The organism is Streptomyces gelaticus (assembly GCF_014649535.1).
Lineage (GTDB): Bacteria > Actinomycetota > Actinomycetes > Streptomycetales > Streptomycetaceae > Streptomyces > Streptomyces gelaticus.
The window spans coordinates 67756-85034 of sequence record NZ_BMTF01000008.1 but is presented as its reverse complement, the minus strand read 5'-3'; the positions used below and the strand labels follow the sequence as shown (position 1 = coordinate 85034).

Annotated in this window: 28 protein-coding genes; 1 reads left to right on the top strand and 27 read right to left on the bottom strand. The window is 67.3% G+C overall.

Annotated features, from left to right (window positions below):
• The first annotated feature begins 6 nt into the window (after positions 1–6).
• Positions 7–1899 (top strand): tetratricopeptide repeat protein, encoded by a 1893-nt coding sequence (locus IE107_RS14415; protein ID WP_189544139.1) that lies wholly within the window; start codon positions 7–9, stop codon positions 1897–1899.
• 4 nt (positions 1900–1903) lie between these two features.
• Here IE107_RS14415 and truA read toward each other — a convergent pair whose 3' ends face one another.
• From truA to rplB, 27 genes are all read right to left on the bottom strand, one after another.
• Positions 1904–2758, bottom strand: a complete 855-nt coding sequence (gene truA / locus IE107_RS14410) for a tRNA pseudouridine(38-40) synthase TruA (protein ID WP_189544138.1) — start codon at positions 2756–2758, stop codon at positions 1904–1906.
• 97 nt (positions 2759–2855) lie between these two features.
• Positions 2856–3356: a 50S ribosomal protein L17 gene (rplQ, locus tag IE107_RS14405; protein ID WP_072486706.1), complete on the bottom strand. Its 501-nt coding sequence runs from the start codon at positions 3354–3356 to the stop codon at positions 2856–2858.
• Positions 3357–3561: 205 nt separating this feature from the next.
• Complete coding sequence (locus tag IE107_RS14400) at positions 3562–4584, bottom strand: DNA-directed RNA polymerase subunit alpha (RefSeq protein ID WP_024755423.1); 1023 nt, start codon at positions 4582–4584, stop codon at positions 3562–3564.
• Between the two features lie 134 nt (positions 4585–4718).
• Positions 4719–5123 carry a 30S ribosomal protein S11 gene (rpsK, locus tag IE107_RS14395; RefSeq protein WP_003956432.1) on the bottom strand — a complete coding sequence of 135 codons (405 nt, stop codon included), beginning with the start codon at positions 5121–5123 and terminating at the stop codon, positions 4719–4721.
• Positions 5124–5228: 105 nt separating this feature from the next.
• The gene (gene rpsM, locus IE107_RS14390) at positions 5229–5609 is read right to left on the bottom strand and encodes a 30S ribosomal protein S13 (protein ID WP_018519286.1); all 381 of its coding nucleotides are present in this window, start codon (positions 5607–5609) and stop codon (positions 5229–5231) included.
• Positions 5610–5802: 193 nt separating this feature from the next.
• The gene (gene rpmJ / locus IE107_RS14385; protein ID WP_003956441.1) at positions 5803–5916 is read right to left on the bottom strand and encodes a 50S ribosomal protein L36; all 114 of its coding nucleotides are present in this window, start codon (positions 5914–5916) and stop codon (positions 5803–5805) included.
• Between the two features lie 60 nt (positions 5917–5976).
• Positions 5977–6198 (bottom strand): translation initiation factor IF-1, encoded by a 222-nt coding sequence (infA, locus tag IE107_RS14380; RefSeq protein ID WP_003956442.1) that lies wholly within the window; start codon positions 6196–6198, stop codon positions 5977–5979.
• A 177-nt stretch (positions 6199–6375) separates the two neighbouring features.
• Positions 6376–7212: a type I methionyl aminopeptidase gene (gene map / locus IE107_RS14375; RefSeq protein WP_072485530.1), complete on the bottom strand. Its 837-nt coding sequence runs from the start codon at positions 7210–7212 to the stop codon at positions 6376–6378.
• A 137-nt stretch (positions 7213–7349) separates the two neighbouring features.
• Complete coding sequence (locus IE107_RS14370) at positions 7350–8006, bottom strand: adenylate kinase (protein ID WP_189544137.1); 657 nt, start codon at positions 8004–8006, stop codon at positions 7350–7352.
• A complete protein-coding gene (gene secY / locus IE107_RS14365) occupies positions 8006–9325 on the bottom strand; it encodes a preprotein translocase subunit SecY (protein ID WP_189544136.1) in 1320 nt (439 codons plus the stop codon). Before secY ends, IE107_RS14370 begins: the two co-directional genes overlap by 1 nt.
• A 215-nt stretch (positions 9326–9540) precedes the next feature.
• A complete protein-coding gene (gene rplO / locus IE107_RS14360; protein ID WP_018550610.1) occupies positions 9541–9996 on the bottom strand; it encodes a 50S ribosomal protein L15 in 456 nt (151 codons plus the stop codon).
• A gap of 1 nt (position 9997) precedes the next feature.
• The gene (gene rpmD, locus IE107_RS14355; RefSeq protein ID WP_030914154.1) at positions 9998–10180 is read right to left on the bottom strand and encodes a 50S ribosomal protein L30; all 183 of its coding nucleotides are present in this window, start codon (positions 10178–10180) and stop codon (positions 9998–10000) included.
• Positions 10180–10785 (bottom strand): 30S ribosomal protein S5, encoded by a 606-nt coding sequence (rpsE, locus tag IE107_RS14350; RefSeq protein ID WP_072485533.1) that lies wholly within the window; start codon positions 10783–10785, stop codon positions 10180–10182. Before rpsE ends, rpmD begins: the two co-directional genes overlap by 1 nt.
• Before the next feature lie 46 nt (positions 10786–10831).
• Complete coding sequence (gene rplR / locus IE107_RS14345) at positions 10832–11215, bottom strand: 50S ribosomal protein L18 (protein ID WP_072485534.1); 384 nt, start codon at positions 11213–11215, stop codon at positions 10832–10834.
• 2 nt (positions 11216–11217) lie between these two features.
• On the bottom strand, positions 11218–11757 hold the full coding sequence (gene rplF / locus IE107_RS14340) for a 50S ribosomal protein L6 (RefSeq protein ID WP_189544135.1): 540 nt from the start codon (positions 11755–11757) through the stop codon (positions 11218–11220).
• A gap of 21 nt (positions 11758–11778) precedes the next feature.
• Entirely contained in the window at positions 11779–12177 is a 399-nt protein-coding gene (gene rpsH / locus IE107_RS14335; RefSeq protein WP_037688013.1) for a 30S ribosomal protein S8, read from the bottom strand.
• Between the two features lie 224 nt (positions 12178–12401).
• Positions 12402–12587 (bottom strand): type Z 30S ribosomal protein S14, encoded by a 186-nt coding sequence (locus IE107_RS14330; RefSeq protein WP_003956452.1) that lies wholly within the window; start codon positions 12585–12587, stop codon positions 12402–12404.
• A gap of 2 nt (positions 12588–12589) precedes the next feature.
• Entirely contained in the window at positions 12590–13147 is a 558-nt protein-coding gene (gene rplE / locus IE107_RS14325; RefSeq protein ID WP_189544134.1) for a 50S ribosomal protein L5, read from the bottom strand.
• Positions 13147–13470 (bottom strand): 50S ribosomal protein L24, encoded by a 324-nt coding sequence (gene rplX, locus IE107_RS14320; protein WP_073786786.1) that lies wholly within the window; start codon positions 13468–13470, stop codon positions 13147–13149. Before rplX ends, rplE begins: the two co-directional genes overlap by 1 nt.
• Before the next feature lie 2 nt (positions 13471–13472).
• Positions 13473–13841 carry a 50S ribosomal protein L14 gene (rplN, locus tag IE107_RS14315; protein ID WP_003966950.1) on the bottom strand — a complete coding sequence of 123 codons (369 nt, stop codon included), beginning with the start codon at positions 13839–13841 and terminating at the stop codon, positions 13473–13475.
• A 106-nt stretch (positions 13842–13947) separates the two neighbouring features.
• The gene (gene rpsQ, locus IE107_RS14310; RefSeq protein WP_030977953.1) at positions 13948–14232 is read right to left on the bottom strand and encodes a 30S ribosomal protein S17; all 285 of its coding nucleotides are present in this window, start codon (positions 14230–14232) and stop codon (positions 13948–13950) included.
• Positions 14232–14456, bottom strand: a complete 225-nt coding sequence (gene rpmC, locus IE107_RS14305; protein WP_014047786.1) for a 50S ribosomal protein L29 — start codon at positions 14454–14456, stop codon at positions 14232–14234. Before rpmC ends, rpsQ begins: the two co-directional genes overlap by 1 nt.
• Positions 14456–14875, bottom strand: a complete 420-nt coding sequence (rplP, locus tag IE107_RS14300) for a 50S ribosomal protein L16 (protein ID WP_072485538.1) — start codon at positions 14873–14875, stop codon at positions 14456–14458. Before rplP ends, rpmC begins: the two co-directional genes overlap by 1 nt.
• A 5-nt stretch (positions 14876–14880) precedes the next feature.
• Positions 14881–15720 carry a 30S ribosomal protein S3 gene (gene rpsC / locus IE107_RS14295; protein WP_189544133.1) on the bottom strand — a complete coding sequence of 280 codons (840 nt, stop codon included), beginning with the start codon at positions 15718–15720 and terminating at the stop codon, positions 14881–14883.
• Positions 15720–16067, bottom strand: a complete 348-nt coding sequence (gene rplV / locus IE107_RS14290) for a 50S ribosomal protein L22 (protein WP_009997296.1) — start codon at positions 16065–16067, stop codon at positions 15720–15722. The genes rpsC and rplV overlap by 1 nt, the downstream gene beginning before the upstream one ends.
• A gap of 42 nt (positions 16068–16109) precedes the next feature.
• Positions 16110–16391 (bottom strand): 30S ribosomal protein S19, encoded by a 282-nt coding sequence (gene rpsS, locus IE107_RS14285; protein WP_189544132.1) that lies wholly within the window; start codon positions 16389–16391, stop codon positions 16110–16112.
• Between the two features lie 12 nt (positions 16392–16403).
• Complete coding sequence (rplB, locus tag IE107_RS14280) at positions 16404–17240, bottom strand: 50S ribosomal protein L2 (RefSeq protein WP_189544131.1); 837 nt, start codon at positions 17238–17240, stop codon at positions 16404–16406.
• Positions 17241–17279 lie beyond the last annotated feature (39 nt).

Here is a 17279-nt window from a genome sequence, read left to right as displayed (position 1 = left end):
GGTCCCGTGCGCCTTCCGTTCCTGCTCACCCTTCCCCGCGTACTGCGCCACAGCGCGTCCGTCGGCGCCGATCTGCCACCCGACGAGGCGGTCTCCCTCGACGCTCCGGACCCCGCGCTCCGGGCCGCCCTGGCCTCGGCCGCCGACGGCGACCACGGCCCCGCCCGGGAACTGCTCGCCCAGACCCGCGAGCACCGGCAGTGGGAGCTGAGGGACGACTGTGTGTCACGGCTCGCCGAAGCCGCCCTGCACAACCCCGGCTGGCTGGACGCCTGGCAGGCCGAGGACCCCGAGGACCCGGACGCGGCCCTGGTCGGGGCGGACCTCCGCATCCACCAGGCGTGGGAGGTACGCACCGGGGAGAGTGCCGGGCAGGTACCGCCCGACCAGTTCCGGGCCTTCTTCGCACTGCTGGAGGACGCCGCGCCGGTGATCGGCAGGGCGGCCGAGCTCAACCCCGACGACCCGGTGCCCTGGCGCATCGCCCTGACCCACGCGCTGGGCAGCCAGGCCCCCCGCGAGGTGTTCGACGACTACTGGGCGCAGGCCCTGTCCCTCGACCCGCACCACTACGGATGCCACAGCGCCGCCCTCGCATACCTCTGCGCGAAGTGGCACGGCTCGCACGCGGAGATGCTCGACTTCGCCGAGCGAGCGGCCGACACGGCCCCGCCCGGTTCGAAGCTGCACGCGCTGCCCCTGTTCGCGGCGCTGGAGTACACGGTGCTGTCCCCCGCCGCACCGACCGGCCCCGACCCGTACGCGCCCCGCGTCGCGGCCGCGGTCGACCGCGCCCTGGACCTCTCCGCGGCGTACGCACCGGACAGCCGGGAGGCGGCCGGCTTCCGCAACTGCCTGGTCCTGATGCTGCTGCGCACGGAGCGCTGGGACGAGGCGCTCGACGCCTTCCGCAGCATCGGCACCCGCGCCACCAGGTACCCCTGGGCGTACTTCGGCGACGACCCGCGCCAGGCGTTCCTCGACACCCGTTCCGGCGTCCGTATCCAACTGGCTTCCCGGACGCCCTTCTTCGGCCGTCCCCCGCAGCCCCGGACCGCACCGGCCCCCGCCCCCGGCCGGGCGCCGGGCGCCCCCTGCGCGGTCGCGATAGCGGCGGCCCGCCCGGCGGACGTGGCACAGGCAGCGCTGATGTGCGGCGTCTCGCTCCGTACCGCTCCCGCGACCGACACGCACACCTATGTCGAGGCCGTCGCCGACGCCCGCCCCGCGAAGCGCTCGATCCTGTCCACCGAGGACCCACTGACCACGGCGGCCGACAACTTCACCACCGGCGAGAAGTGGCCCACGCTGGTCCTGCGCCGCACCCCCGAGCGCTGTGGGCTCACGCTGTTCCTCAAGGGCAGACCGCTGGCCGCCCACGAGTGGGACGCCACGTCCCCGGCCCCCGACCACGCCGCGGTCACCGCCACGGCCGAGGCCCTGGCCCGTGCCTTCGCCCTCCAGGACCCCCGCCCGCTGACGCACGTGCTGCGCTCCACCGGCAACCCGCCCCGCCACCAGGCGGACCTCCTGGCGGCGCTCTCCCTGCCCCCGCTCCCCCCGGGCTTCGGCGAGCGTCCGGACGTCCTGGACGCCCTGCCGGGCGCCCGGGTGCTCGCCCGCCGGGGCCTGCTGGCCGGCATGCGCTCCGCGATGACCACCCGGGACGGCGAACACCCGCCGCCCCCGGGCGCGTACCGCCCCCGCCGGCCGCGCTGGTGGCTGCTGCGCGTGCTGGGCCTGCTGCTGTTCACGGCGGCCGCGGTGCAGAGCTGGGCGGCGCCCGGCATCGCCCCGTTCCACGCGACGGTGTACACGCTCGCGGCCCTGTACCTGGCCACCGGGCTGACGCGCGCCTGGCGCCGACGGCGGGCCCACGCCGCAGCGGCCCCGGAGTAGCGCGTCAGCAGCAGCCGCCCCCGGGGAGCGTGCGCATATTGCGCGCCTCCACGGCGCGGGCGGCCAGCAACTCGTCGGCCGGATAGGCGACTTCCTCCAGCGTCAGCCCGTGCGGACGCACCACGTGCACCCCGGGGTCGCGCACCCGGGCCGCGAGCACCCGGGCCGGCCACTCGGCCGGCCGGCGCCCGTCCCCGACGAAGAGCGCCGCACCGATCAGCGCCCGGACCATGTTGTGGCAGAACGCGTCCGCCTGCACGGTCGCCGTCAGGATCCCGGTCGCCCCGTCCCGTACCCAACTCAGCTTCTGCAGCGTACGGATGGTCGTCGCGCCCTCGCGCTTCCTGCAGTACGCGGCGAAGTCGTGCTCCCCGACCATGCGGGCAGCCGCCTCGTTCATGGCGTCCATGTCCAACGTCCGGTCGTGCCACAGCACATGACCCCGCAACAGCGGATCCACGCCGCCGGGACGGTCACAGACGCGGTACGCGTACCGCCGCCACAGCGCCGAGAACCGCGCGTTGAAACCCTCGGCCGCCGGCGCGATCCGCCAGATCCGCACATCGGGCGCCATCCGCCCGGCCATCCGCCGCAGCAGCTTGTCGCCGTGCTCGGCCCACACCTCGTCCGGCAGATCGACATGCGCGACCTGCCCCCGGGCGTGCACCCCGGCATCGGTCCGCCCGGCAACGGTCAGGTCGTACGTCCGCGAGGACCGCGTCACGGTCCGCAGCGCTTCCTCGATCTCCCCCTGGACGGTCCGCCTGGCGGTCTGCTTCGCCCAGCCCGAGAAGTCCTTGCCGTCATACGCCAGGTCCAGCCGCACCCGTACGAAGCCGGGCTCCACCTCGTCACTCACCCCAGGGTCCTTTCCCGCAGCTACTCACAGGTACATACGGAACGGGCCCGCACCGCCCCGAAGGGTGGTGCGGGCCCGTCCAGTGGTCTCAGAACGCTCAGGCGTCCTTGGACTCGGCGTCGTCGGCCGGCTTGGCGTCCTCGACGGCCTCGGCCGGAGCCTCGTCCTTCTTGAGGGCGTCTTCCTTGACCGCACGCTTCGTGGCGGCCTCGGCCTCACCGGTGGCCTGCTGGGCCACGGTCAGCGCCTCGACCAGCTCGATGACCGCCATCGGGGCGTTGTCGCCGCGACGGTTGCCGATCTTGGTGATGCGGGTGTAACCACCGGGGCGGTTCTCGTACCGCGGGGCGATCTCGGTGAAGAGCGTGTGCACGACGCCCTTGTCCGTGATCGACTGCAGCACCAGGCGACGGTTGTGGATGTCGCCCTTCTTCGCCTTGGTGATGAAACGCTCGGCGACCGGACGCAGACGGCGGGCCTTGGCTTCGGTCGTGGTGATGCGGCCGTGCTCGAACAGCGACTTCGCGAGGTTGTTGAGAAGCAGCTTCTCGTGCGCGGCGCTGCCGCCCAGACGGGCACCCTTGGCGGGCTTCGGCATGGTTTTTCTCCTTGTGTGCTGCACCGGCCGTGTCAGGTACCGGTGTCAGTTCCCGCGCGGCGGACGCCGCACGGAAGTCTTCGTGCTCCGCACGCACCCGACATCGAGCCCCAGCCCGAAAATCAAGCCCGTCCGGCGATTGAGGACAGAGCCTCACCCCGGTCCGGGGCACCCGGAAAACCCGGGCACCCCAGCCGGAGGCGGATCAGTACTGCTCGGTCTCCACGAAACCGGCGTCCGCATCGTCGTCGGCGCCGAAGGCGTCCGCGGCGGCGGTCGGGTCGAAGCCGGGAGGCGAGTCCTTCAGCGCGAGGCCCATACCGGCCAGCTTCGCCTTGACCTCGTCGATCGACTTCGCACCGAAGTTGCGGATGTCGAGCAGGTCTGCCTCGGAACGGGCCACGAGCTCACCCACGGAGTGGATGCCCTCGCGCTTGAGGCAGTTGTACGAACGGACCGTGAGCTCCAGCTCCTCGATCGGCAGCGCCAGATCGGCGGCGAGCGCGGCGTCCGTCGGGGACGGGCCCATGTCGATGCCCTCGGCGTCGATGTTGAGCTCGCGCGCCAGGCCGAACAGCTCGACCAGGGTCTTGCCCGCCGAAGCCATGGCGTCACGCGGACGCATGGCCTGCTTGGTCTCGACGTCGACGATCAGCTTGTCGAAGTCGGTGCGCTGCTCGACACGGGTCGCCTCGACCTTGTAGGTGACCTTGAGCACCGGCGAGTAGATGGAGTCGACCGGGATACGGCCGATCTCCTGGCCCGCCTGCTTGTTCTGGACGGCGGAGACGTAGCCGCGACCGCGCTCGACGGTCAGCTCCATCTCCAGCTTGCCCTTGCCGTTGAGCGTGGCCAGGACCAGGTCCGGGTTGTGGACCTCGACACCGGCCGGCGGGGCGATGTCAGCAGCGGTGACCAGGCCGGGGCCCTGCTTGCGCAGGTACATCACGACCGGCTCGTCGTGCTCCGAGGAGACGACCAGCTGCTTGATGTTGAGGATGAGGTCGGTGACGTCCTCCTTGACGCCCGGCACGGTGGTGAACTCGTGCAGGACACCGTCGATCCGGATGCTGGTGACAGCGGCACCGGGGATCGAGGAGAGGAGCGTACGGCGGAGGGAGTTACCGAGGGTGTAACCGAAGCCCGGCTCCAGCGGCTCGATGACGAACCGGGAGCGGAACTCGTCAACGACCTCTTCGGTCAGCGACGGACGCTGAGCGATAAGCATGTTGCGTTCCTTCAGTCGTGGGCGCCCACTATTTGACGCCCCCAGGTACTGACAAGGGTACGGGCGGCACGACCCCGAAGGGGCCGTACCGCCCGTACCCGCTCACGAGCTACTGCTCGGAGCAGAGCACGAAATCAGACGCGGCGACGCTTGGGCGGGCGGCATCCGTTGTGCGGGGTGGGGGTGACGTCCTGGATCGAACCGACCTCCAGGCCGGTGGCCTGGAGCGAACGGATCGCGGTCTCGCGGCCGGAGCCCGGACCCTTGACGAAGACGTCGACCTTGCGCATGCCGTGCTCCTGCGCGCGGCGGGCGGCCGACTCGGCGGCCATCTGCGCGGCGAAGGGGGTGGACTTGCGCGAGCCCTTGAAGCCGACGTGGCCGGCGGAGGCCCAGGAGATCACGTTGCCCGAGGGGTCCGTGATCGAGACGATGGTGTTGTTGAACGTGCTCTTGATGTGCGCGTGGCCGTGAGCGACGTTCTTCTTTTCCTTGCGACGCACCTTCTTGGCTGCGCCCTGACGACCCTTGGGGGGCATGTCTTGACTCCAGATGGAGAGGGGAGGTGATCGGTCCTACAGCGAAGACCGCTGGTTGCTGCGGATGACCGGTGGCCCGGACGCCCGCAGTGCGTCCGCTGAGGACTACTTCTTGCCCGGCTTCTTCTTGCCGGCGATCGCGCGACGCGGGCCCTTGCGGGTACGAGCGTTCGTGCTGGTGCGCTGGCCGTGGACCGGCAGGCCGCGGCGGTGACGCAGACCCTGGTAGCAGCCGATCTCGACCTTGCGGCGGATGTCGGCCTGAATCTCGCGGCGGAGGTCACCCTCGGTGCGGAGGTTGGCGTCCACGTACTCGCGGATCTTGACCAGGTCCTCTTCGGCCAGGTCGCGAACGCGGGTGTTGGGGTTCACGCCGGTGGTGGCGAGAATCTCCTTGGACCGGGTGCGCCCGATGCCGAAGACGTAGGTGAGGGCAACCTCCACGCGCTTTTCGCGCGGGATGTCAACACCTGAAACGCGTGCCATTCAATGGCTCCAGTGTTCATTCGGGGGTCTTCCGCAGTGCCGCTCCCGATCGCCGACCCCTCGCGAGGAGAGGTGGTACGCCCGGGTCCCCGGCCCCCACCGGAGGTGTCGTCAGCCGAAGCTTGGACGGACTCTGCGTATGTACGTATTACGTGCGTCGCGCGAAGTGCTGCGAGATGCAGGGGGTCGTGCGTCAGCCCTGGCGCTGCTTGTGGCGCAGGTTGTCGCAGATGACCATGACCCGACCGTGACGGCGGATCACCTTGCACTTGTCGCAGATCTTCTTGACGCTCGGCTTGACCTTCATGGGATGTCAGGTTCTCCGGGTCAGTGCCGTCACCGCGCGGAAGCGGGGTGGAGGCAAGATCTACTTGTAGCGGTAGACGATCCGGCCACGCGTCAGGTCGTACGGGGAGAGCTCCACGACAACCCGGTCATCCGGAAGGATTCGGATGTAGTGCATCCGCATCTTGCCGCTGATGTGCGCGAGGACCTTGTGACCGTTCTGGAGCTCCACCTTGAACATGGCGTTCGGGAGGGACTCGATCACGGTGCCCTCAATTTCGATGGCACCTTGCTTCTTGGCCACGCTTCGCCTTTCGAATCGGCTACCTTGATCGACTCTCGGCACAGTATGTGGACACACTGATGCACGACAGCCGACGAGTCAGTCTACGTCAGCGGACCTCAAAAGACGAATCCGTCAAGTTTGCCCAGCCGAGGAGATCCTTAGACCTCCACAAGCAGGTCAAATCCCCGACTCTCGTCATCCCAGCGGGTCGGGCGCCGCCTCGATCCCGTACTGCGCGAGCTTCGCCCTGCCGCAGTCGGGGGCGGTCAGGACCAGGGGGCCCTGCTCGGTGAGGGCGATCGAGTGCTCCCAGTGGGAGGACCAGGTGCCGTCGGTCGTGATGACGGTCCAGTCGTCCTGGAGCACCTCGGTCCGCGCCGTACCGAGCGACACCATCGGCTCGATGGCCAGGCAGACGCCGGGAACGAGCTTGATGCCCTTGCCGCGCTTGCGGGCGACGTAGTTCAGCAGGTGCGGGTCCATGTGCATCTCGGTGCCGATGCCGTGGCCGCCGTAGTCCTCGATGATGCCGTACTTACCGGTGGCGGGGCGGGGCTGGCGGCGGATGTAGGACTCGATCGCCTTCGAGATGTCGACCAGGCGGTTGTTCACCTTCATCGCGGCGATACCGGCCCACATGGACTCCTCGGTCACCCGCGAGAGCTCGACCAGCTCCGGAGCGTGACCGGTGCCCACGAAGGCCGTGTAGGCGGCGTCGCCGTGCCAGCCGTCGACGATCGCGCCGGCGTCGATGGAGATGATGTCGCCGTCCTTGAGGACGGTCTTGTCGTCCGGGATGCCGTGGACGACGACCTCGTTGACCGAGGTGCAGATGGTCGCGGGGAAACCGCCGTACCCGAGGAAGTTCGACTTCGCACCGTGATCGGCGATCACCTTGCGGGCGACCTGGTCCAGGTCGAGCGTGGTGGCGCCGGGCACCGCCGCCTCGCGGGTGGCCGCGTGAATGGCAGCGACCACCAGCCCCGCCTCACGCATCTTCGCGATCTGCTCGGGGGTCTTGATCTGCACCATTGCGTGGCGCCTCTCTGCATCGGACTGCGTCGAACGGTGATGGCTGCGCCGTACTCACACAACGATACGGCGCAAACAGTCGGCCGCGGCGTCCATGGACGCCGCGGCCGACTGCACTGGTACTGCGGGTGTTTCGCTCAGCCCTGGTCGGACTTGAGAGCTTCCATCGCCCGCTCGGTCACATCATTGACCTTGCCGAGCGCGGAGATGGTGACCACCAGGTTCTGGGCCCGGTAGTAGTCGATGATCGGCTCGGTCTGCGAGTGGTAGACCTCCAGCCGGGTGCGGACCGTGTCCTCGGTGTCGTCGTCGCGCTGGTACAGCTCGCCGCCGCAGATGTCGCAGACACCCTCGGCCTTCGGCGGGTTGTACGTCACGTGGAAGACGTGCGAGCCCTCGTTCCGGCAGATGCGGCGGCCGGCGATGCGCTTGACCACCTCGTCCTCGGGGACTTCGAGGTCCAGGACCGCGTCGAGCTTGGTGCCCTCGTCCTTGAGCATGGCGTCAAGAGCCTCGGCCTGACCCACGTTGCGCGGGAAGCCGTCCAGCAGGAAGCCGTTCTCGGCGTCCGGCTGAGACATGCGGTCCTTGGCCATCCCGATGGTGACCTCGTCCGGCACCAACCGGCCGGCGTCCATGAAGGCGCGGGCCTGCTTGCCAAGGTCGGTGCCCTGGCTGATGTTGGCGCGGAAGAGATCGCCCGTGGAGATCTGCGGAATCGACAGGTTCTTGGCAAGGTACGCAGCCTGCGTTCCCTTGCCGGCACCGGGCGGCCCGACGAGGACGATTCGCATCAGCGGAGGAACCCTTCGTAATTGCGCTGCTGGAGCTGACTCTCGATCTGCTTCACGGTCTCCAGACCCACACCCACGATGATGAGGATGCTCGTCCCGCCGAACGGGAAGTTCTGGTTGGCGCCACCGAAGCCTGCCAACGCCATCGTCGGCACAAGAGCGATCAGACCCAGGTACAGCGATCCCGGCCAAGTGATCCTGTTGAGCACGTAGCTCAGGTACTCGGCAGTAGGTCGACCAGCCCGGATACCCGGGATGAAGCCACCATACTTCTTCATGTTGTCGGCGACTTCCTCGGGGTTGAACGAAATCGCCACATAGAAGAAGGCGAAGAAGACGATCAACAGGAAGTACGCCGTGATGTAGTACGGGTGGTCGCCCTTGACGAAGTTGTCCTTGATCCATGTCGCCCAGCCCGCAGTGGAGTTGGAGAACTGGACGATCAGGGCGGGGATGTAGAGCAGCGAAGAAGCGAAGATGACGGGAATCACACCCGCCTGGTTGACCTTCAGCGGGATGTACGTCGACGTACCGCCGTACGACCTGCGGCCGATCATGCGCTTCGCGTACTGCACCGGGATACGGCGCTGGGCCTGCTCGACGAAGACGACGAGGCCCACCATCACGAAGCCGATCAGGATGACGGTGCCGAACTCGATCCAGCCGTCGGCCAGCTTGCCGCTGGTCTTGATGGCCCACAGGGCGCCGGGGAAGCTGGCGGCGATCGAGATGAACATCAGGATCGACATGCCGTTGCCGATGCCGCGGTCGGTGATGAGCTCACCGAGCCACATGACGGCCGCGGTGCCCGCGGTCATCGTGATGACCATCACGATGGTCGTGAAGATCGACTGGTTCGGCACGATCTGGTCGGCGACCGGGCAGCCGCTGAAGAGCGCGCCGCTGGTGGCGGTGGCCACCAGGCCGGTGCCCTGGAGGATGGCGAGGGCGACGGTCAGATAACGCGTGTACTGCGTGATCTTCGCCTGGCCGGACTGCCCCTCCTTCTTGAGCGCCTCGAGTCGGGGAATGACCACGGTCAGCAGCTGGAGAATGATGCTGGCCGTGATGTACGGCATGATGCCGAGCGCGAAGATCGTGATCTGCAGCAGTGCACCACCGCTGAACATGTTCACCAGGCCGAAGAGGCTGTTGTTGCCCTTACTGGCCTGATCAACACACATCTGGACGTTCTCGTAGCTCACTCCCGGTACCGGGACGTGGGCCCCGAGCCGGTAGATCACGATGATGCCGAGCGTGAAGAGCAGCTTCTTGCGCAGGTCGGGCGTCTTGAACGCCCGGGCGAACGCGGTGAGCACGGTGCCTCCTGCGACCCCCGCGCAGAGCGTAGAGGTGACGGTCTTGAGGATCGACGGATACGTAACAGTCAAAAGTCCCCGGGCGGCTGCCCGAGGGGTTACCACACAACAACGCACGCCACCTTACCGGCGACCATGCCTCCCTAGGAACGACCGACCGGGGATGCCCCATATGAGAGGCATCCCCGGTCGGATGTTCAAGCCATCGAGTTGTCTCAGACGAGCTCGGTGACGGTGCCGCCGGCGGCGGCAATCTTCTCCTTGGCGGAGCCGGAGACGGCGTCAACCGAAACCTGCAGCGCCACGGAGATCTCGCCCTGTCCGAGGACCTTGACGAGGTGGTTGTTGCGCACCGCACCCTTGGCGACCAGGTCGGCCACGGTGACCTCTCCACCCTCGGGGTAGAGCGTCGCGAGCTTGTCCAGGTTCACGACCTGGTACTCGGTGCGGAACGGGTTCTTGAAGCCCTTGAGCTTCGGGAGACGCATGTGGAGGGGCATCTGCCCACCCTCGAAGCGCTCCGGAACCTGGTAGCGGGCCTTGGTGCCCTTGGTGCCACGACCGGCGGTCTTACCCTTGGACGCCTCACCACGACCCACACGGGTCTTGGCGGTCTTGGCGCCCGGGGCGGGCCGGAGGTCATGGGCCTTCAGCGGCTTGTTCTCCGCCATGTCAGTCGACCTCCTCAACCGTCACGAGGTGGCGGACGGTGTGAGCCATGCCGCGGAACTCGGGACGGTCCTCCTTGACAACCACGTCGTTCAGGCGCTTGAGCCCGAGCGAACGAAGGGTGTCGCGGTGGTTCTGCTTGCTGCCGATGTACGACTTCGTCTGCGTGATCTTGAGGCGAGCCATTACGCACCCGCTCCCGCACGCGCACGAAGCAGGGCCGCGGGGGCGACGTCCTCGAGCGGCAGACCGCGGCGGGCCGCGATCTCCTCGGGACGCTGCAGGCCCTTGAGGGCCTCCACGGTCGCGTGCACGATGTTGATCGCGTTGTCGGAGCCGAGCGACTTCGACAGGATGTCGTGAACGCCGGCGCACTCCAGAACGGCGCGCACCGGGCCACCGGCGATAACACCGGTACCGGGGGAAGCAGGCTTCAGCAGGACGACGCCCGCAGCCTTCTCGCCCTGGATCGGGTGAGGAATGGTGCCCTGGATGCGCGGGACCTTGAAGAAGTTCTTCTTGGCCTCTTCCACGCCCTTGGCGATGGCCGCGGGAACTTCCTTGGCCTTGCCGTAGCCGACACCGACGGTGCCGTCACCATCGCCCACCACGACCAGCGCGGTGAAGCTGAAGCGACGACCACCCTTCACAACCTTGGCGACGCGGTTGATCGCGACAACGCGCTCAACGTACGCGGTCTTCTCGGCGGCAGCTGCGCCGCCGTCACGGCCCTTCCGGTCCCGCCGCTCGCCGCCACCGGCACCGCTTCCGCGGCGCTGGGGTCCAGCCATTGGAATTACCTCTCTCTGTTACGTCCGCTGTGCGTAGGAACCGGGCTCAGAACTTCAGACCGGCTTCACGGGCGGCGTCAGCCAGAGCGGCAATCCGCCCGGCGTACTGGTTACCACCGCGGTCAAACACGACGGCCTCGACGCCTGCGGCCTTGGCGCGCTCAGCGACCAGGGCGCCGACCTGCTTGGCCTGGGTGCTCTTGTCGCCCTCGCCACCACGGATGGAGGCGTCCAGGGTCGACGCCGACGCGAGCGTGTGACCCGCGATGTCGTCGATGACCTGGGCCACCATGTGGCGGTTGGACCGCGTCACGACCAAGCGCGGACGCTCCGGCGAACCGGAGATGTGCTTGCGGACGCGGATGTGGCGACGCTTGAGGGCGGCACGCTTGTAGGCGTCGCCCTTGGCGATCTTCACGCCGTATGCCATGGCTACTTACCAGCCTTTCCGACCTTGCGGCGGATGACCTCGCCGGCGTACTTGACGCCCTTCGCCTTGTACGGGTCGGGCTTCCGCAGCTTGCGGATGTTGGCCGCCACTTCGCCGACCTTCTGCTTGTCGATTCCCTCGACCGACAGCTTGGTCGGGGACTCGACCTTGAAGGTGATGCCTTCCGGCGCCTCGACGACGATCGGGTGGCTGTAGCCCAGGGCGAACTCCAGGTTGGAGCCCTTCGCCTGGACGCGGTAACCGACACCGCTGATCTCGAGCGCCTTGCTGTAACCCTGGGTCACACCGGTGATCATGTTCGCCACCAGCGTGCGGGACAGGCCGTGGAGGGCCTTGTTCTGACGCTCGTCGTTCGGGCGGGTGACGCTGAGGAAGCCGTCCTCACCCTTGGTGACCTCGATCGGCGACGCGACGGTGTGCGTGAGGGTGCCCTTCGGCCCCTTCACCGCGACCGTGCGGCCATCGATGGTGACGTCCACACCGGCGGGAACCTGGATGGGGAGCTTGCCGATTCGCGACATGAGCTATTCCTCCGTTCCCGACTACCAGACGTAGGCGAGGACTTCCCCACCTACGCCCTTCTTGCTGGCCTGCTGGCCGGTCAGGAGACCGTGGGACGTGGAGATGATCGCCACGCCCAGGCCGCCGAGGACCTTCGGCAGGTTGGTGGACTTTGCGTATACACGCAGACCCGGCTTCGAGATGCGCTTGATGCCGGCGATCGAGCGCTCGCGGTTCGGGCCGAACTTCAGCTCGAGGACGAGGTTCTTGCCGACCTCGGCGTCCTCGACCTTCCAGCCGGTGATGAAGCCCTCCTGCTGGAGGATCTCCGCGATGTGCGACTTGATCTTGCTGTGCGGCATCACGACGGAGTCGTGGTACGCCGAGTTCGCGTTGCGCAGACGCGTGAGCATGTCTGCGATGGGATCAGTCATGGTCATGAATTGGCCTTCGGCCTCTCTCGCCGGGGTTTCCTGTATGCGCCATCCCTCTCCCCACTCAGAGGCAGGACGGGTGCGGTGCGGGGACCTACGGCGTAGTAAGTCGGTCTTGGGCGGCAGGCGCCCAACCCCACAAGCCTACGGCATGTGAGGGCGGGCTCCTGCCGACCAGATGCTTACCGAGAGCTTCCGTCAATTCCCAACGCCCGGAGGGCGAAGGAGAATTACCAGGAGCTCTTGGTCACGCCCGGCAGCTCGCCGCGGTGAGCCATCTCACGAAGGCACACGCGGCACAGGCCGAACTTGCGGTAGACGGAGTGGGGCCGGCCGCAGCGCTGGCAGCGGGTGTACGCGCGAACGCCGAACTTCGGCTTACGGGCGGCCTTAGCGATCAGAGCCTTCTTCGCCACGGTCAGTTCTCCTTGAACGGGAAGCCGAGGTGACGAAGGAGGGCACGACCCTCGTCGTCGTTGGTCGCCGTGGTGACCACGGTGATGTCCATGCCCCGGACCCGGTCGATCTTGTCCTGGTCGATCTCGTGGAACATGACCTGCTCCGTGAGACCGAAGGTGTAGTTGCCACGGCCGTCGAACTGCTTCGGCGACAGACCACGGAAGTCACGGATACGCGGCAGCGCGAGCGACAGCGTACGGTCCAGGAACTCCCACATGCGGTCACCGCGGAGGGTGACGTGGCAGCCGATCGGCTGACCCTCGCGCAGCTTGAACTGCGCGATGGACTTGCGGGCCTTGGTCACGGCCGGCTTCTGACCGGTGATCGTGGTGAGGTCGCGCACGGCGCCGTCGATCAGCTTGGAGTCGCGGGCGGCGTCGCCCACACCCATGTTGACCACGATCTTGACCAGACCGGGGATCTGCATGACGTTCTCGTACGAGAACTCCTCACGCAGCTTGCCGGCGATTTCCTCGCGGTACTTCGTCTTCAGACGCGGAGTGGTGGTGGTAGCCATCAGATGTCCTCACCCGTCCGCTTGGCAACGCGGATCTTGTTGCCTTCGTCGTCGAAGCGGTAACCGACGCGCGTGACGACCTTCTTGCCGTCCTTCTCCACAACGAGCTGAACGTTGCTCACGTGGATGGGGGCCTCGGTCGTGACGATGCCACCGGTCTGCGAACCGCGAGCGGTCTGACCGGCCTTGGTGTGCTTCTTGACCCGGTTGACACCCTCGACGAGGACGCGGTCCTGAGCGGGGTAGGCCACGATGACCTTGCCCTGCTTGCCCTTGTCCTTACCGGTGATGACCTGAACCAGGTCGCCCTTCTTGATCTTCATGCTTACAGCACCTCCGGCGCGAGCGAGATGATCTTCATGAACTTCTTCTCGCGCAGTTCCCGGCCCACCGGGCCGAAGATGCGGGTGCCGCGGGGGTCACCGTCGTTCTTCAGAATGACGGCGGCGTTCTCGTCGAAGCGGATGTACGAGCCATCCTGACGGCGACGCTCCTTGACGGTGCGAACGATGACGGCCTTGACGACGTCACCCTTCTTCACGTTGCCACCGGGGATCGCGTCCTTGACGGTGGCGACGATGACGTCACCGATGCCCGCGTAGCGGCGACCCGAACCACCGAGAACACGGATGGTGAGGATTTCCTTCGCACCCGTGTTGTCGGCGACGCGAAGTCGCGACTCCTGCTGGATCACGTCTATCTCCTGATCGTCTGCCGGTTCCCGGCGGGGGCCACTCCGTCACGGAGCGGACCCCCGCCGAGCCTGGCGGAACTTGCCTGAGGGGAATGCCCCTCAGGAATTACTTGGCCTTCTCGAGGATCTCGACGACGCGCCACCGCTTCGTGGCGGACAGCGGCCGGGTCTCCATCAGGAGGACGCGGTCGCCGACGCCGGCGGCGTTCTGCTCGTCGTGCGCCTTGAGCTTGTTCGTACGGCGGATGACCTTGCCGTACAGCGCGTGCTTGACACGGTCCTCGACAGCGACGACGACGGTCTTGTCCATCTTGTCGCTGACGACCAGACCCTCACGGGTCTTGCGGAAACCGCGGTCGGTGTTGGTCTCAGTCACAGTCTTCTCGCTCATCAGACGCTCTCCACCGTCTCGATGCCCAGCTCGCGCTCGCGCATCAGGGTGTAGATCCGGGCGATGTCCTTACGGACGGACTTGAGCCGACCGTGGTTCTCGAGCTGCCCGGTCGCCGCCTGGAAGCGGAGGTTGAACAGCTCTTCCTTGGCCTCGCGGAGCTTGTTGAGCAGCTCCTCGTTGCCCAGCTCGCGCAGCTCGGACGCCTTGGTTCCGGCCGACATCACGCCTCACCTGCCTCGCGCCGAACGATGCGGCACTTCATCGGAAGCTTGTGAGCAGCGCGGGTGAGCGCCTCACGAGCAATCTTCTCGTTCGGGTAGGACAGCTCGAACATCACGCGACCCGGCTTGACGTTCGCGATCCACCACTCGGGAGAACCCTTACCGGAACCCATGCGGGTCTCGGCCGGCTTCTTCGTCAGGGGACGGTCCGGGTAGATGTTGATCCAGACCTTGCCGCCACGCTTGATGTGACGGGTCATCGCGATACGAGCTGCCTCGATCTGACGGTTCGTCACGTACGCCGGGGTCAGCGCCTGGATGCCGTACTCGCCGAACGCAACCTGCGTACCACCCTTGGACATACCGCTGCGCTTCGGGTGGTGCTGCTTGCGGTGCTTGACCCTACGGGGGATCAGCATTTCGGTCAGGCCTCCGTTCCGGTGCTCTCGGCAGCCGGAGCGGCAGCGGCGGGAGCCTCGGCCTTGGGGGCCTCGGCCTGAGCCGACTGCTGCTGCGGCTTGCGACCGCGACCGCCACGCTCGCCACCGCGGCCACCGCGGCCGGCCGGGCGGTCAGCGCCGCCACGGGCCGGGCGGTTGCCGGCGCGGGCAGCGGCGTTCTCGGCGCGGACCTCGGCGATGTTCTTGACGTCGCCCTTGTAGATCCAGACCTTCACGCCGATGCGGCCGAAGGTCGTCTTGGCCTCGAAGAAGCCGTAGTCGACGTTCGCGCGGAGCGTGTGCAGGGGCACACGGCCCTCGCGGTAGAACTCCGAACGGGACATCTCGGCGCCGCCGAGGCGGCCACCGCACTGGATCTTGATGCCCTTGGCGCCGGCCTTCATCGAGCTCTGCATGCTCTTGCGCATGGCACGACGGAAGGAGACGCGGGAGGAGAGCTGCTCGGCGACGGCCTGGGCCACCAGCTGAGCGTCCACCTCGGGGTTCTTGACCTCGAGGATGTTCAGCTGGACCTGCTTGCCGGTCAGCTTCTCCAGCTCGCCACGGATGCGGTCGGCCTCGGCGCCACGGCGACCGATGACGATGCCCGGGCGGGCGGTGTGGATGTCAACGCGGACGCGGTCGCGGGTGCGCTCGATCTCGACCTTCGAGATGCCGGCCCGCTCCATGCCCTTCGTCATCATGCGACGAATGGCGACGTCTTCCTTGACGTAGTCCTTGTACAGCTTGTCGGCGTACCAACGGGACTTGAAGTCCGTGGTAATGCCGAGCCGGAACCCGTGCGGGTTTACCTTCTGGCCCATTACCGGGTTCCTTCCTTGCTGCTGACGACCACGGTGATGTGGCTGGTCCGCTTACGGATCCGGTAGGCACGGCCCTGGGCACGCGGACGGAACCGCTTCAGGGTCGGGCCCTCGTCCACGTACGCCTCGCTGATGACCAGCGTGGAGGCGTCGGTGTGGTCGTAGTTGTGTGCTGCGTTGGCGATGGCGCTGTCCAGCACCTTGCCAACCGGCACGCTCGCGGCCTGCGGGGCGAAACGCAGGACCGCCTGAGCCTCCGTGGCATCCATGCCACGGATGAGGTCCACCACGCGGCGGGCCTTCATGGGCGTGACGCGGATGTACCGCGCCTGGGCCCTGGCTTCCATGGTTGTCCCTTCGGTGTAAGTCATAGTCGTTCCACTCCGCGGTTAGCGGCGCTTCGACTTCCGGTCGTCCTTGACGTGGCCGCGGAAGGTGCGAGTCGGCGAGAACTCGCCGAGCTTGTGGCCGACCATCGACTCGGTGACGAACACCGGGACGTGGATCTTGCCGTTGTGCACCGCGATGGTGTGACCCAGCATGGCCGGGATGATCATCGAGCGACGGGACCAGGTCTTGATGACGTTCTTGGTACCGGCTTCGTTCTGAGCGTCCACCTTCTTCAGGAGGTGGCCGTCAACGAAGGGTCCCTTCTTGAGACTGCGCGGCATCTAAACCCGCTCCTAGCGCTTCTTGTTCGTCTTGCGGCGGCGGACGATGTACTTGTTCGAGGCCTTCTTCGGCGAACGAGTACGACCCTCCTTCTGACCCCACGGGGAGACCGGGTGGCGACCACCGGAGGTCTTGCCCTCACCACCACCGTGCGGGTGGTCAACCGGGTTCATCGCGACACCGCGGACGGTCGGGCGAACGCCCTTCCAGCGCATGCGGCCGGCCTTGCCCCAGTTGATGTTCGACTGCTCGGCGTTGCCGACCTCGCCGATGGTGGCGCGGCAGCGGGCGTCGACCAGGCGGATCTCACCCGACGGCATACGAAGGTGGGCCATGGTGCCCTCCTTCGCCAGCAGCTGCACGGAGGCACCCGCGGAACGGGCGAACTTCGCGCCGCCGCCGGGCCGCAGCTCGATGGCGTGGATGGTCGTACCGACCGGGATGTTGCGCAGCGCCAGGTTGTTGCCGGGCTTGATGTCGGCGGCCGGGCCGTTCTCGACACGGTCGCCCTGCGACAGGCCACGCGGCGCGATGATGTAGCGCTTCTCGCCGTCCGCGTAGTGCAGGAGCGCGATGCGCGCGGTGCGGTTGGGGTCGTACTCGATGTGCGCGACCTTGGCCGGCACGCCGTCCTTGTCGTGACGACGGAAGTCGATCACGCGGTAGGCGCGCTTGTGGCCACCACCCTGGTGGCGAACGGTCACACGACCGGCGTTGTTACGGCCGCCCTTGTTGTGCAGGGGGCGGACCAGCGACTTCTCCGGCGTGGACCGCGTGATCTCGACAAAGTCGGCGACGCTGGAGCCACGACGGCCCGGGGTCGTCGGCTTGTACTTGCGGATACCCATTTCTCAGTCCTCGTCCGATTTCGGACGATCCAGACCGCC